The 14558-nt window shown below is 52.4% G+C and carries 10 protein-coding genes and 1 tRNA gene; all 11 read left to right on the top strand.

All coding sequences use genetic code 11. The features are described 5' to 3' along the window. The first annotated feature begins 4 nt into the window (after positions 1 to 4). The 11 genes from AB1L42_RS13200 to mqnC all read left to right on the top strand — a co-directional run bounded on the left by AB1L42_RS13200 (position 5) and on the right by mqnC (position 14342). A tRNA-Trp gene (locus AB1L42_RS13200) sits at positions 5 to 77 on the top strand. 252 nt (positions 78 to 329) lie between these two features. Then, the gene (secE, locus tag AB1L42_RS13195; RefSeq protein ID WP_367056079.1) at positions 330 to 773 is read left to right on the top strand and encodes a preprotein translocase subunit SecE; all 444 of its coding nucleotides are present in this window, start codon (positions 330 to 332) and stop codon (positions 771 to 773) included. Between the two features lie 53 nt (positions 774 to 826). Continuing rightward, the gene (gene nusG / locus AB1L42_RS13190; protein WP_367056076.1) at positions 827 to 1483 is read left to right on the top strand and encodes a transcription termination/antitermination protein NusG; all 657 of its coding nucleotides are present in this window, start codon (positions 827 to 829) and stop codon (positions 1481 to 1483) included. A gap of 107 nt (positions 1484 to 1590) precedes the next feature. Beyond that, positions 1591 to 2016, top strand: a complete 426-nt coding sequence (gene rplK / locus AB1L42_RS13185; RefSeq protein ID WP_367056073.1) for a 50S ribosomal protein L11 — start codon at positions 1591 to 1593, stop codon at positions 2014 to 2016. A gap of 184 nt (positions 2017 to 2200) precedes the next feature. Then, the gene (rplA, locus tag AB1L42_RS13180) at positions 2201 to 2920 is read left to right on the top strand and encodes a 50S ribosomal protein L1 (protein WP_367056070.1); all 720 of its coding nucleotides are present in this window, start codon (positions 2201 to 2203) and stop codon (positions 2918 to 2920) included. Positions 2921 to 2990: 70 nt separating this feature from the next. Further along, positions 2991 to 3533 (top strand): 50S ribosomal protein L10, encoded by a 543-nt coding sequence (gene rplJ / locus AB1L42_RS13175; RefSeq protein ID WP_367056067.1) that lies wholly within the window; start codon positions 2991 to 2993, stop codon positions 3531 to 3533. A 177-nt stretch (positions 3534 to 3710) separates the two neighbouring features. After that, the gene (rplL, locus tag AB1L42_RS13170; RefSeq protein ID WP_367056064.1) at positions 3711 to 4136 is read left to right on the top strand and encodes a 50S ribosomal protein L7/L12; all 426 of its coding nucleotides are present in this window, start codon (positions 3711 to 3713) and stop codon (positions 4134 to 4136) included. 474 nt (positions 4137 to 4610) lie between these two features. Further along, positions 4611 to 4778, top strand: a complete 168-nt coding sequence (locus AB1L42_RS13165) for a hypothetical protein (protein ID WP_367056061.1) — start codon at positions 4611 to 4613, stop codon at positions 4776 to 4778. 56 nt (positions 4779 to 4834) lie between these two features. After that, complete coding sequence (gene rpoB / locus AB1L42_RS13160; RefSeq protein WP_367056058.1) at positions 4835 to 8542, top strand: DNA-directed RNA polymerase subunit beta; 3708 nt, start codon at positions 4835 to 4837, stop codon at positions 8540 to 8542. Positions 8543 to 8625: 83 nt separating this feature from the next. Further along, positions 8626 to 12969 (top strand): DNA-directed RNA polymerase subunit beta', encoded by a 4344-nt coding sequence (rpoC, locus tag AB1L42_RS13155; RefSeq protein ID WP_367056055.1) that lies wholly within the window; start codon positions 8626 to 8628, stop codon positions 12967 to 12969. Between the two features lie 239 nt (positions 12970 to 13208). Then, entirely contained in the window at positions 13209 to 14342 is a 1134-nt protein-coding gene (gene mqnC / locus AB1L42_RS13150; RefSeq protein ID WP_367056052.1) for a cyclic dehypoxanthinyl futalosine synthase, read from the top strand. The last annotated feature ends 216 nt before the right edge of the window (positions 14343 to 14558 follow it).

Here is a 14558-nt window from a genome sequence, read left to right as displayed (position 1 = left end):
GTTTACGGGCGTAGCTCAATTGGCAGAGCAGCGGATTCCAAATCCGCAGGTTGGGAGTTCAAGTCTCTCCGCCCGTGTTTCAGTCTCTCTGGTGATCCTTACTATTCTGCCAGAGAGTGCGTCGGCGGTCTTAAGATTGCGGAGGTTTTGTCGAACCTCTAGAGTGCGCAGTCAAGCTAAGTTTCGGCTTGTTTGATTGTGGTCGCTGGTGCCAACTGTTCTGTGTGTGTCCTGCGATCAGTAGCGTTTCAGGAGTTTGGCGCAACCGGTGAGTGATCAGGGAGATCGCTTCTGTGTTGTGGTGTTTTTGTGAATAAGGATCGCCCAGGATGGCAAAAGCGAAGACAGAAACGACATTTTTCGGCAACTTCCTGGTGCCAGGGCTGTTTAAGCCAAATCAGGGACGGGTTGTTCGTCAGGTGACGGCAGCCTTTGTCGGGATTGTCATGGTTGCAATCGCCTGGCGGTTGCGTGTGACAGTTCTGTCCGAATTTTCGCAAGCTGTTGCGTTGTTCGTCCCGTTGACGGTCGGAATTGCTGGATTGTGGTTTGCTTATCGGTTGGTGAACTGGCCACCGTTTGCCAACTTTCTGATTTCAGTTGAGGCAGAACTCGACAAAGTTTCCTGGGCGGACTGGGATTACTTGAAGCGTGCGACGGTTGTTGTGCTGGTTGTGATGTTTGCAATGGGGGCTTATTTGTACCTCGCAGACTTCCTCTGGCAACAGTTGTTCGGTCTTGTCGGGTTCCTCGATTTGGACACGCTTGATTAGTGCCGTCCGGTGTGTCGCCTGTTCCAAATCGGTCGGGTGAATCGAAAATAGAATTGTCAACTCGTTCGCTTGAATTTCACACTGCGATCGATCAAGATGCGTGGCTCGCCATGGATAAGGAAGAAACGAACTCTGACGATGCACAGCAGGCTGGTTCCGGCAATGAACGGAAATGGTTTGTGCTGAAGGTGCAGAGTAATCGGGAGCGATCCATTCGCGATTCGATTTTGCGTCGAATCAAAATGGAAGGGATGGAAGAGCACTTCGGTGAAGTCTTCATTCCGACCGAAAAGGTGGTCGAGACAAAAGGTGGCGGACGACGCGTTCGTGAGCAGAAGTTGCTGCCTGGTTATATGATGATTGAGATGGAGATGACCGACGAAAGTTGGCATCTCGTGCGGTCGACAAGCGGCGTGGGAGACTTCACCGGGGCGGCAGGCAAGCCGATTCCGATGGAAGATGAAGAGGTACGCCGTTGGTTGGGACAGGATGTTGCCGCGGAAGAGGAGAAGGAAGCAGCTCCTCGACCTGTTGTGAAGTTCGATGTGACTGTCGGTGATCAGGTGAAGGTCAAAGAAGGTGCCTTCGCTGAGTTCGAAGGTGTCATCGACAGCATGGATGATGCGACAGGCAAAGTGAAAGTGATTATTGAGATCTTCGGTCGGCCAACCGAGGTCGAATTGGAACACTGGCAGGTTGAGAAGGCCTGATTCGCCAGAAAGGCTCTCCGCTCTGGACTCGCAGAGTGACTCAGTGTGTGGTTAATTGGCGATGACGGTTTTGAATGACTTAGATGTCATGAGGGATGAGGCTGGGAATGGCCAAGCAGTTAGTAGCGGAAATTAAGGTTCAGGTGACAGGTGGGCAGGCAACTCCCGCTCCTCCTGTGGGTACGGCTCTCGGACCGCACGGTGTCAACATCGGGCAGTTCGTTCAGCAGTTCAATGATCAGACTCGTGAGATGATGGGGACAACCCTCCCTGTCGTGATCTCAGTGTTCAATGATCGCTCGTTCACCTTTATTATCAAGAGCCCGCCGGCTGCTGTTCTCCTGAAGCAAGCTGCTCAGGTCGCCAAAGGAGCTTCGAATCCTTTGAAAGACAAAGTTGGGACCGTCACACAGGCGCAGCTCAAAGAGATTGCACAGGTGAAGTTGGCCGATCTCAATGCGTCGAATATCGATAATGCAGCGAGGATCATCGCAGGGACTGCTCGAAGTATGGGGATTCAAGTCGTCGACTAGTTGCCAGTTCTTCGTGAGTAGGTCGCGAAGAGGTTGGTGATAGTTTCCCGGAGTTGCTCGTTGTCTGCGGGCTGAAGTTCCAAGTTTGTTGTGTGTCGCACTACGTTGGCGTGCTTGGTCGGTTTTAAGCTAAGTCAGCAGTTTAGAAGCAGTCTGCAGAAGGCAGCGAAAGAAGAGTACAGTCATGTCAAAAGTGTCGAAGCGTCAACGAGCGTATCGAGAAGCTCTTTCTGGGCTGGGAGCGGTTTCTGTTTCTGAAGCAGTTGACGCACTGAAGGGTTTGGAATCAAAACTTCCAAAAGGTGTTGAACCAAGCAAGTCGGATCAGTCGGTTGAGCTGGCCGTTCGACTGGGTGTCGATCCAAAACACGCCGACCAAATCGTGCGTGGGTCGATTGTTTTGCCTCACGGGATTGGTAAGTCTCAGCGAGTTCTTGTTTTCTGTAAAGATCAGAATGTTGAGAAAGCTCTCGCTGCGGGAGCGGATCACGCTGGTGGCAAAGAGTTGGCTGACAAGATCGTTGGCGGTTGGCTCGATTTCGATGTTGCGATTGCAACACCAGACATGATGGGTGTGGTTGGACCGCTCGGTCGTGTGCTCGGTCCGCGAGGTTTGATGCCGTCGCCAAAAGCGGGGACTGTGACTCAGGATGTCGCAACCGCAGTTAAAGAATACAAAGCTGGAAAAGTTGAATTCCGCGTTGATGACGCTGGGAATGTTCACTGCCTCGTCGGGAAGCTTTCCTTCGACAGCAATCAGCTTGTTGAGAACATTGATGCTCTGCTGAAGTTGATTGAGCAACTGAAGCCGCAGGCATCGAAGGGTGTTTACATGCGTTCTGTGACTGTGTCAGCGACACAGACACCGGGTGTGCAGGTGAGTCCAACGCAGATGGCTGGTTGATCCGGTTGAGAGTTTAGGGTCAATCAATTGAACTACAGCTGCATTACTGCGGCGAGAGTGGAAAAGTCTGATGAGTAAAGTAGTCAAAAAGATGATGATCGATGATCTCCAGGACCGCCTGGGTGATCGTAAAGATTTTCTGGTGTTGGACATTTCCAAGCTCGACGCGGTTGCGAACAACAATTTGCGTATGGAGCTTGAGAAAAAGGGGATCACAATTCTGGGTGTGAAGAACTCTCTGTTGAGAGTCGTGCTTCGCGGGTCCGGAATGGATACCCTCGATGAAACACTGTCCGGGCCTTCCGCGATTGCGTGGGGTGGTGAAGACATTGTCGGTCTGTCTCGAGAAATGGCCGATTGGGCCAAGAAGATGGACGATCTCGAGATCAAAGGTGGCGCAGTCGATGGTCAGGGTGTGAACTCTGAAGGTGTGACTGACATCAGCAAGGGACCGAGCCGAACAGAGTTGATCGGTCAGATTGTTGGGCTGGTTTTGAGCCCAGGTGCAACATTGAGTGGTGCACTACTTGGACCAGGGGGGACTCTGGCAGGTCAATTGAAAGCGATTGCAGACAAAGAAGACAACGAAGACGAAGGCGGCGACGCGGCGTAGCGTCCCGGTTCGGCCGAGTGAGGCCGAGATTTGTTGAGTTTGTGGGAAGCATTTGCCTTTGACAGTTCGAGCGGAAAGCTCTCCGGAATCAGGCAGATTTCCACGGACGAAATTTTCACTCTACCGAGCCGGTGCGACGTGTCTACGCACGCCGGCATTTGACACTGGAGAATTGTGATGTCAGCTGAAGCCCCAGAAGCACCAGCAAAAGAATTCGACGACGAAACAAAAAGCCTCGGCGATCAACTCGTTGGGTTGACGCTTCTTCAAGCGAAGGCTTTGTCCGACTACATCAAAGAAGTTCACGGCATTGAGCCTGCTGGTGGCGGTGTCGTCATGGCAGCTGGTCCTGCAGCTGGTGGTGGCGAAGGTGCCGCTGCTGCTGAAGAAAAGACCGACTTCGACGTGATTCTGACCGGATTCGGCGATGCAAAGATCAACGTGATCAAAGTCGTCCGAAGCATCACCGGCCTGGGTTTGAAAGAAGCCAAGGAATTGGTCGAAGGTGCTCCAAAGCCACTCAAAGAAGCTGTGCCAAAAGAAGAAGCCGAAAAGATCGTCAAAGAGATCGAAGGCGCTGGCGGTTCTGCTGAGTTGAAGTAACCGAAATATCGGACGATAACGGCATGGCAGGATGATGCTATGCCGTTATTTTTGTTTTGTGGTCAAGCATTCTGCGTGCCACACGGTTGCATTATGCGCCGGAATCGGTAACTTTACAGTTGCCGCCGATATACGGAGATCTCCAAGGACGTTTCATTTGACACACTGGCGCGTTGTTTCTAAGTCGCCTCGATTGGATCCCACGACAGCAGAAGTTAGTCCGAATTCCGGATTTCGGAAAGATGGAATTGCTGATTTTGTGCGGGTAGTCGAGGACGATCGATTGAGCCTGAGGACGCTGATTTGGTCCTTGGTACGCTTGAGGTGCGCATTACGCGACCATCTTTTCGAGGTTGGTGTGCGTGGAAAAGTGTGTTGTCGGGCTGAGAGACAACTCGTGAAGCATCTCCATCTGCGAATTTTCGAACACTGGAGCAGAGTAAGGCACAAGATGTTGCACTCACGGACGTCCCCATGCTGTTCAAGATTATTGGATCAACCTCTGGGAGCCTGCGTGGCCGGACGGTTGGGCTCTTTGAGGATGCGATTACTGAGCTCCAGGGGCTGTTTGCTTTCAGCTTCAAAACGGTTGTCTGCCTGCTGAAGGCTTTCTTGCTGAAGAAGGATCGAGAAGCCGTGTAGGTCTCGGTCTGTTGAATACGTTCATTGTTTGTCATCGCTTGCTGAGAATCCGACGAATGCCAATTCCCCATCAACGAATCATTGCGACAGACTCTGTTCGAAATTTCGGAAAGATTGAGGCTCATCATGAGCTTTCTGATCTGACACGAATTCAAACGGAATCGTACGCACGATTTCTACAACTGGACCGGAAGCCCGAAGAGCGTCGCGACGAAGGTCTGGAAGAGATTCTGCGAGAGGTCTTTCCGGTCGAGAGCTACGATGGCCAGTATCGTCTCGAGTATGTTCGATACGAACTGGGCAAACCTCGTTACACCCCGGTTGAGTGCCGACAGCTGCGAATGACTTATGGTCGGCCATTCCGCGTGACGCTGCGTCTGGTTAAAGAGCAGCCGATTGAGGAAGAAGTTTACCTCGGTGACATGCCGATCATGGTCGGTGGTGGCGAGTTCATCATCAATGGTGCAGAGCGAGTGATCGTGAGCCAGCTGCACCGGTCGCCTGGTGTCGACTTTGTGATGTCGAATGAGCCGGGTGAGCGTAAGGAATACTCGTGCCGTGTGATTCCTGAACGAGGAAGCTGGATCGAGTTCATGGTTTCCAAGAAGGAAACCTTGGGCGTTCGTATCGATCAGAGTGGCCGTTTTTCGGCAATGACTCTGCTGCGAGCGATGGACGAAAACTTTAGTGATGACACATCTCTGTTGAAGCTCTTCTACAACGTGAAGGGAGCAAAGGTCGGCAAAGATGGGTCCGATCTCGCTGGGAAGTACGCTGCGGAAGATATCGTCTATCCAACTGGCGAACGAGCTGGGGAAATCATTGTTGAATGTTGCAACGTGATTTCGGCGACACAGGCAGCTGAGATCTCTGAAGCTCAGATCAAAGAAGTTCAGGTTGTTGACGAAGTGATGGACACGCTGATTCTCGACAGCGTGGCTGAAGATCCAACATTGAGTCATGAAGAAGCGTTGCTGAAGATCTATCAGCGGCTTCGACCAGGGACTCCGCCTTCACTGGAGAAGGCTCGGGATCTCTTCGCTGAGAAATTTTACGATGTGAATCGTTACCGCCTCGGCCGCGTGGGACGTTTCCGTATCAATCGAAAATTCGATCAGGACATCCCCGATGATGAGATGACTCTGAAGTCGGAGGATATGGTCAATGCGATTCGGTATCTGGTCCGATTGCGATGCGATGATGATTCGGCATACGTCGACGACATCGACAATCTCGGGAATCGTCGTCTGCGTACGATCGATGAGTTGGGAATGGACGAAATCCGAAAAGGATTTTTGAAGCTTCGCCGAACCGTTCAGGAACGCATGAGCTTGAAAGATGTCGAGGAGATGACTCCTCGGACATTGGTGAATCCAAAGAGTGTCTCTGCTGCGATCGAGTACTTCTTCGGACGAAGTGAACTCTCTCAGGTGGTGGACCAGACGAATCCGTTGTCGATGCTGACACACGAGCGTCGATTGAGTGCGTTGGGTCCAGGTGGTTTGAACCGAAAGCGAGCCGGTTTCGAGGTTCGCGACGTTCACATTTCTCACTACGGTCGCATTTGCCCGATTGAGACTCCTGAAGGTACGAACATTGGTTTGATTTCGAGTCTGAGTATCTACTCAAAAGTGGATGACTACGGATTCTTGATCACTCCGTACCGGAAAGTGTCTGAAGGTCGTGTCACCGATGAAATCGAGTGGTTGCGGGCGGATGAAGAGTCGAACGTTCACGTTGCACCGGCGGATACGCACGTTGAGAAGGGGAAAATTCTCGATGAGCGTGTTCTTTCTCGTTACCGCAACGACGTGCACTGGATTTCGGTCAACGAAGTCGAATACATCGACGTGGCACCAGCCCAGATGGTTGGAGTTTCTGCGGGATTGATTCCGTTCCTTGAACACGATGATGCGAACCGTGCGTTGATGGGTTCGAACATGCAACGGCAGGCAGTTCCGTTGCTGATCGCTGAAGCTCCGCTCGTCGGAACGGGGATGGAAGACGAAGTTCCTCGATACTCAGGTATGGTTGTTCGATCAGATCGAAACGGCAAAGTGACCTATGTCGATGCGAACGTCATTGAAGTTGAAGGCAAGCGATTCCCTCTCCGGAAGTACACCGGATTGAATGAGCGGACATGCCTCAATCAGAAGCCAATTGTGTCAGTCGGTCAGAAAGTCAAGAAGGGCGAAATCCTTTGTGACTCTGCTGCGACACGAAACGGCGTTCTGGCTCTTGGCCGAAACGTGCTCGTCGCGTTTATGTCGTGGGAAGGTTTCAACTTTGAAGATGCGATCATTCTTTCCGAACGACTTGTGAAAGACGATGTCTACACGTCGATCCACATCGACGAATTCGATGTTGAAATTCGTGAAACCAAGCTCGGTCGTGAAGAGTTCACTCGCGATATTCCAAACGTCAGCGAGAAGGCACTTCGCCATCTGACCGAGGAAGGAATCGTGCATGTCGGAACCCGCGTTAAGCAGGGCGATATTCTCGTCGGGAAAGTTGTTCCGAAAGCGAAAGCAGAGCTCACACCGGAAGAGAAGCTGCTGCATGCGATTTTCGGTAAAGCTGGTGAAGACGTTAAGAACGAGTCTCTCGAAGTGCCGAGTGGTGTCGAGGGGATCGTCATCCAGACCGAGAAATTCTCACGTCGCATGAGCCTTTCCGAAGGTGATCGAAAGACCTTCGATCAGGAAGTCAAGAAAGTTGAGCAGGCAGGTCAGGAAGCGATCGCTGCTAAGTTCAAAGAGTTCCTCGTTGAGTTCGAAGAGTCTCTCGGGAAGCATCTCGTTGACGATGATGGCCGCGAACTGCGAACCATCGAGGATGCGAAGTTTCTCGCTCAGTATGCACGAGACTTCGAAACTCATCAGGACAAACTTGACATCCGCAGCCCGCAGAAGAAAGCGGATCTTCGCAAGTTGATGACCGAACGCTGGCCGTTCGTGGAAGACACGATTGATGAGCAGGACCAGAAGCTCAACAGTATGAAGCGGGGTGATGAGCTTCCGAACGGTGTCTTGCAGATGGTCAAAGTCTATGTCGCTTCGAAGCGACAGATTTCGGTCGGTGACAAGATGGCTGGTCGCCACGGAAACAAAGGGGTGATCTCGAAGGTGTTGCCTGTCGAGGACATGCCTTACCTCGAAGATGGAACTCCCGTCGACATCGTTCTTAACCCACTGGGGGTTCCGAGTCGTATGAACGTCGGGCAGATTCTCGAGACCCACCTGGGATGGGCTGCCGGGAAGCTTGGATTCCGAGCGATTTGTCCAGTCTTCGACGGAGCACCGGAAGAGGAGATTAATGATTGTCTTCGTGAGGCAGGACTGCCTGAAGAAGGAAAAGTCCGACTCTTCGATGGTCGAACCGGTGAGCGAATGGAGCAGAAGACGACCGTCGGTCACATCTACATGCTCAAGCTTCACCACCTCGTCGATGACAAAGTTCACGCACGTGCTACCGGTCCTTACTCTCTGATCACTCAGCAGCCACTTGGCGGAAAAGCCCGGTTCGGTGGACAGCGATTTGGAGAGATGGAAGTTTGGGCTTTGGAAGCTTACGGGGCGGCATTCATTCTTCAGGAACTGCTCACCGTGAAGAGTGATGATGTCGAAGGTCGTACGAAAATCTATGAATCGATGGTTAAGGGTGAGAACACTCTTGAAGCAGGCACACCTGCCAGCTTCGACGTGCTCAACAACGAAATCCGGGGCCTCTGCTTGAACATGCAACTTGAGAAAGCTCATTCGTGAGCCGGGCATCCAATTAGAGTGCCGGTTTCGGCTGCAGATTCAACTTAGAAGACAACTCATTCACTTCAACAGGGGAGTTCCCAGTGAGCGTTGGAGAAGGTGCTTACGATCGCGTTAACGATTACGGAGCCGTCAAGATTAGCTTGGCGAGTCCGCATGACATTCGTAGCTGGTCTTTCGGTGAAGTCAAAAAACCGGAAACGATTAACTATCGAACCTATCGTCCTGAGCGCGACGGTTTGTTCTGCGAGCGAATTTTCGGACCTGAAAAGGACTGGGAATGTGCCTGCGGAAAATATCGCGGCATGAAATACAAGGGGATGATCTGTGACCGTTGTGGAGTGAAGGTCACACATTCCCGCGTGCGTCGAAAGCGAATGGGGCATATCGAACTCGCTGCGCCAGTCGTGCACATCTGGTTCTTCAAGAGTATGCCGAGCCGCCTGGGCGCGATGCTCTCGATGAAGACTACCAGCCTCGAAAAGGTGATCTACTTCCAGGAATACGTTGTTACCGATCCTGGTGACACTCCGCTTCGTAAATGTCAGCTTCTTACTGAAGATGAAGCGAAGGACGCCAAGGAAAAATATGGCGACGGTGAATTCAAAATTGAGATGGGTGCGGAGGCGATCTTCTCCCTGCTGACCGATGTCAATCTTGTTGACGAGTCCGTCAAGCTGCGTCAAGAACTGCGTGAAACCGGAAGTCAGCAGAAAGCTCGTGACCTGATCAAACGATTGAAGGTCATCGAAGCATTGCGTGACAGTGACAACCGCCCTGAATGGATGGTCCTGCACTGTATTCCTGTGATTCCGCCGGATCTGCGTCCGCTGGTCATGCTGGAGTCCGGAAACTTCGCGACCAGTGACTTGAACGATCTGTATCGTCGAATCATCAACCGGAACAATCGACTGAAGAAGCTCGTCGATCTCAATGCTCCGGAAGTGATTGTCAAAAACGAAAAGCGGATGTTGCAGCAGTCTGTCGATGCTCTGTTCGACAACGGACGCTGTAAACGTCCCGTCTTGGGTTCGTCGAATCGACCGCTCAAGTCGTTGACCGACATGATCAAAGGTAAGCAGGGACGATTCCGAGAAAACCTGCTCGGAAAACGTGTCGACTACTCAGCACGTTCGGTCATTGTGGTCGGTCCGGAGTTGAGACTGCACCAGTGTGGTCTGCCTAAGAAGATCGCTCTGGAATTGTTCCAGCCGTTCATCATCCGTCGGCTCAAGGAACTTGGTCATGCGGATACGATCAAGTCGGCGAAGCGAATGCTGGAACGACGTGATGAAGAAGTCTGGGATATTCTCGACGAGGTGATCACGAATCATCCCGTGCTGTTGAATCGTGCTCCAACTCTGCACCGAATGGGAATTCAGGCGTTTGAGCCGGTTCTCGTCGAAGGTCACGCGATCCGCGTTCACCCACTCGTCTGTAAAGGGTTCAACGCCGACTTCGATGGCGATCAGATGGCGGTTCACTTGCCGTTGTCGATTGAAGCACAGGTTGAAGCGACGACGTTGATGATGTCGACGAACAACATCTTCAGTCCGTCGAACGGTGCTCCGATTATTTCACCTTCACAGGACATCGTGATGGGTTGCTACTACTGCACCCTGAAACGACCGGGACGTGAAGGAGAAGGGCTCGTCTTCGGTTCTCCGGACGAGTGTATTACCGCGTATCAGCTGGGAGTTGTTGAGCGTCACGCTGCCGTGAAAGTTCGACTTCCGAAAGATAAGCGCGTCAAAGGGGAAGGGGCTGAGAACTTCAAAGCTGGTGGCCTGATCGAGACATCGCCCGGTCGTGTTATCTTCAATGATACCCTCCCGACGCGGATGGCGTTCTATAACAAGACGTTGACAAGCAAAGACCTGTCGAACGTCATTTCGGACTGCTATCTCGAAGTTGGTCAACGCGAGACCATCGATCTTCTCGACAACATGAAGAAGATCGGCTTCACAGAATCAACACGCTCTGGCCTTTCGTTCGGAACAACCGACCTTGTCGTTGCACCGAACAAAGAAGAGGTGATTCTGAAGGGTGAAGGTGAAGTTCTTAAGCAGCAGAAGCTGTATGACCGCGGTGTGATTACCGGTCAGGAACGTTACAACAAGGTCATCGATATTTGGACGCACGCTCGGGAAGAGATTACCGAAGCGATGAAGACTCGGCTCGAACACGACGTTCGAGAAGACGGGGCTTATGTGAATCCGATTTATCTCATGGCAGATTCCGGTGCTCGAGGGGGGATTGAACAGATTCGCCAGCTGTCCGGAATGCGTGGTCTGATGGCCAAGCCAAGTGGTGAGATCATCGAGACCCCGATCAAATCGAACTTCCGTGAAGGTTTGACGGTACTTGAGTACTTCTCGTCAACGCACGGTGCTCGAAAAGGTCTGGCCGATACGGCGTTGAAGACTGCCGACTCCGGTTACCTGACACGAAAACTGGCAGATATCTGTCAAAACCTCGTCGTCACTGAACGCGATTGCGGAACGACCAAGGGTGTGACTCGCGGAGTTCTGTACCGCGGTGAGAAGGTCGAAGTGAGTTTGGCAGAGGCGATTCGAGGTCGCGTCAGTCGAACCAACATCGTCGACCCGATCACGGACGAAGTGATCGTTCGCGAAGGTGAGCTGATTACTGTCGATATTGCCCGTCGAATCGAAGACATGGGTCTCGAGCGAATTCAGGTTCGAAGTCCGATGGCCTGCGAAGCAGAGCTGGGGATCTGCCAGAACTGCTACGGGATGGACCTTTCGACCGGGCAACTCGTCGAAGAAGGTCTGGCGACCGGGATCATCGCTGCCCAAAGTATCGGTGAGCCTGGAACGCAGCTGACGATGCGAACGTTCCACATCGGTGGTGTGGCATCAAAAGAACTGGAAGAAAGCGATTTGAAGACCAAGAAAGCTGGTCGTGTCAAATTCGCTCGAGTTCGAAGCGTGGTCAACACTGAAGGGCAGAACATCGTTCTTGCTCGTCAGGGTGAAATCATCATCATCGACCCGAAAGATCGAGAACTGGAAAAATACAACATTCCAGCCGGTGCGTACTTAAAGGTCAAAGAAGACGAAGAAGTCAAAGAAGGCCAGGTTCTGTGTGAATGGGATCCGCACTCGGTTCCAATTCTGGCGGAAGTTGGTGGACGTGTTCGCTTTGAAGATCTGATCGAGGGGCGATCGATTCGCTCTGAGAAAGACGTGAGCGGACACATTCGTACGACCGTGATTGAACACAAGGGCGACTTGCATCCGCAGATCATCCTTGAAGACAGCACCGGGAAGATTCTGGATTACTACTACGTTCCAGAACGTGCGAATATCGAAGTGAAGGAAGGTGCTCAAGTCTCTGCTGGTGCAGTGCTGGCAAAGCAGCCTCGTGAAGCGTCCGGAACACAGGACATCACCGGGGGTCTGCCTCGTGTCACCGAACTCTTCGAAGCTCGAAAGCCGAAAGATCCTGCCGTCGTGGCGGAGATCAGCGGGGAAGTCGAACTGATTGCCGAGCGAAAACGTGGCAAGAGAGTCATCGTTGTGCACGGTGAAGATGGAACCGATGTGGAACACGTGATTCCTCACGGTAAGGCCCTTCTTGTTCACACCGGTGATTTGGTCACTGCCGGGGACGCTCTGGTTCGTGGTCCACTTGTGCCGCACGACATTCTGCGTGTCAGTGGTGAAGAAGCGGTTCATCAGTATCTGCTGCACGAAATTCAGAACGTGTACCGTGCACAGCGTGTGGGAATCGATGACAAGCACATCGAGCTTGTTGTTTCTCAGATGCTTCGAAAAGTCCGAATCGACGACGTTGGTGATACCGACTTGCTGCCGGGTGTCGTGGTCGACAAGTGGGAATTCCGCCGCGTCAACCGCGCTCTGATGAACTGTGTTCGAATCGTCAGTGCCGGTGCGACTGAGTTCGTTGTCGGAGACGTCGTTCCACTCGAAACGGTGGAAGAGGTCAACGAGCACCTCGAAGCAGCTGGAGAAGAGCTCATCGAGTTTACGACTCCGCGACCTGCGAGCGCCAGCACGCAGCTGCTCGGAATTACCAAAGCAGCTGTCCAAAGTGAGAGTTTCATCTCCGCTGCGAGTTTCCAGGAAACGACCAAGGTGTTGACCGAAGCGGCTCTCGCTGGAAAGTCAGACGGTCTGGTTGGTCTCAAAGAGAACGTCATTTTGGGACACCTGATTCCAGCAGGAACAGGTTTCAAAATGCATCAGGACTCGACCGTTCGAATTCGCCCGGAAGCTCAGCAAGAACTGCGTGACGAACACGCTCGAATTCTCGCAGCCCGTCGCGAGATGTTGAGCGAGAGCGATCAGCTGGCACAGGATCTCGGGTTGGTGGATCAGCCACCTGCTCCACCTGCGTTCGGCGATGTTCCGTCGTTCACAGATCTGTCTCCAGAAGACTAAGCGATCTGGACAAGTTGATGTGAACAAACAAGGCGTTGGTCGATTCGATCAACGCCTTGTTTGCGTTGACGTATTCGTTAAGCTGACAGGAGATTTGCGGATCAAGTTGCAGGCAGGATGACCGTCGTTGAATCCATTCCTGTCCTTGCGAGCGGAGGGAAGAAGCTCGCTAAGAATTGCGTCCGTTCAATGGGCTCAATCGCAAAAAAGTTTGTTGAAATCAGCCGGGATAGAGTGAAATGGTTGCCGCACTGGGAACAAGAATTGATGAGATCCTTGCCAAATCCGTGGCAGGGGAACGGCTGACTCCTGAAGATGGTCTTGAGCTGCTCAAAACAACTGATTTGACAGCACTGGGAGTTGCTGCGGACGAGGTGACACGTCGGCTTCATCCAGAGCCGTTTCGAACGTTCAACATCGATCGAAACATCAACTATTCCAACGTGTGTGCTGCGGTCTGTGATTTCTGTGCTTTCTATCGACCAGTCGGACATTCTGAAGCGTATGTGCTGTCCGAAGAGGTTCTCGATCAGAAGATGCAGGAAACTCTCGATCTTGGAGGAGATCAGATTCTTCTGCAGGGCGGGCTGCATCCTGAGTTGCCATTGGAATGGTATGAAGACTTACTGCGAGGAATGCGAAAGAGATTCCCGGCGATCAACGTCCACGGGTTCAGTCCTCCGGAGTTGTGGCACTTTCACAAGATGAGCAAGCTGCCGCTGAAAACCGTCCTCGAGCGGCTTAAGGAAGCCGGGCTTGGAAGTTTGCCGGGCGGGGGTGGCGAGATTCTCGTCGATCGCGTTCGCAAGCAGATCACGCGTGGCAAAGTTCTGTCAGACGGTTGGCTGGAGGTCAATCGAGTCTGGCATGAGATCGGCGGTAAGAGCACCTGCACGATGATGTTCGGACATGTCGAAACTCTGGCAGAGAGGATCGAACATCTCGAACGGCTGCGACAACTGCAGGACGAGACCGGTGGATTCACAGCCTTCATTTGCTGGACTCATCAAGCTCCGGAAACCGCCCCGTGGTTTGGTGGTCCGCGAAAAGGTGGAGTGGACATGTCTCTCGTTCCCGAAGCAGGAGCCTTCGAGTACTTGAAGACTCAAGCTGTGGCTCGGTTGTATCTCGACAACATTCCCAACATTCAATCATCCTGGGTGACTCAGGGTGAGAAAATCGGACAGTTGGCTCTGTACTTCGGAGCTAATGACATGGGAAGCTTGATGATCGAGGAGAACGTCGTTGCTCAGGCGGGGACGGTGTTTCACCTCTCGCTCGATTCAATCAAGCGGTGCATCTCAGATGCTGGATACATCCCGCGTCAACGGAATGTCTTCTACGAGTACGTGGACGAAGTGAGTCCCGTATGATCTGTCGGATCTTCTCCAAATCCTAACTTCAGCGGCCGCCGACAGCCGGTTCAGCTTGCACGGTTGTATCGATTAAGCAGTTTGGCAGTGATGAAGTCCCGGTAAGATGGCAATCACTCCCACGAATCATCGGGATTGTCAAGCAAAATCGATTTGACTCTGGAGTGGGCGAAAACGGAAACTAAGATAGCTTGCAAAGAGTTTGATAGGATCGAT

It is taken from the genome of Thalassoglobus sp. JC818, from assembly GCF_040717535.1.
Taxonomy (GTDB): domain Bacteria; phylum Planctomycetota; class Planctomycetia; order Planctomycetales; family Planctomycetaceae; genus Thalassoglobus.
The sequence above is the reverse complement of the archived record's forward strand: the minus strand, read 5'-3'. Positions and strand labels throughout refer to the sequence as shown.

Excerpts from the sequence above, each read along its gene's own strand:
- AB1L42_RS13165 (WP_367056061.1), top strand. The coding sequence starts at position 4,611 with ATGCTGTTCAAGATTATTGGATCAACCTCTGGGAGCCTGCGTGGCCGG.
- secE (WP_367056079.1), top strand. The coding sequence starts at position 330 with ATGGCAAAAGCGAAGACAGAAACGACATTTTTCGGCAACTTCCTGGTG.
- rpoB (WP_367056058.1), top strand. The coding sequence starts at position 4,835 with ATGCCAATTCCCCATCAACGAATCATTGCGACAGACTCTGTTCGAAAT.
- rplJ (WP_367056067.1), top strand. The coding sequence starts at position 2,991 with ATGAGTAAAGTAGTCAAAAAGATGATGATCGATGATCTCCAGGACCGC.
- rplL (WP_367056064.1), top strand. The coding sequence starts at position 3,711 with ATGTCAGCTGAAGCCCCAGAAGCACCAGCAAAAGAATTCGACGACGAA.
- rplA (WP_367056070.1), top strand. The coding sequence starts at position 2,201 with ATGTCAAAAGTGTCGAAGCGTCAACGAGCGTATCGAGAAGCTCTTTCT.
- mqnC (WP_367056052.1), top strand. The coding sequence starts at position 13,209 with ATGGTTGCCGCACTGGGAACAAGAATTGATGAGATCCTTGCCAAATCC.
- rplK (WP_367056073.1), top strand. The coding sequence starts at position 1,591 with ATGGCCAAGCAGTTAGTAGCGGAAATTAAGGTTCAGGTGACAGGTGGG.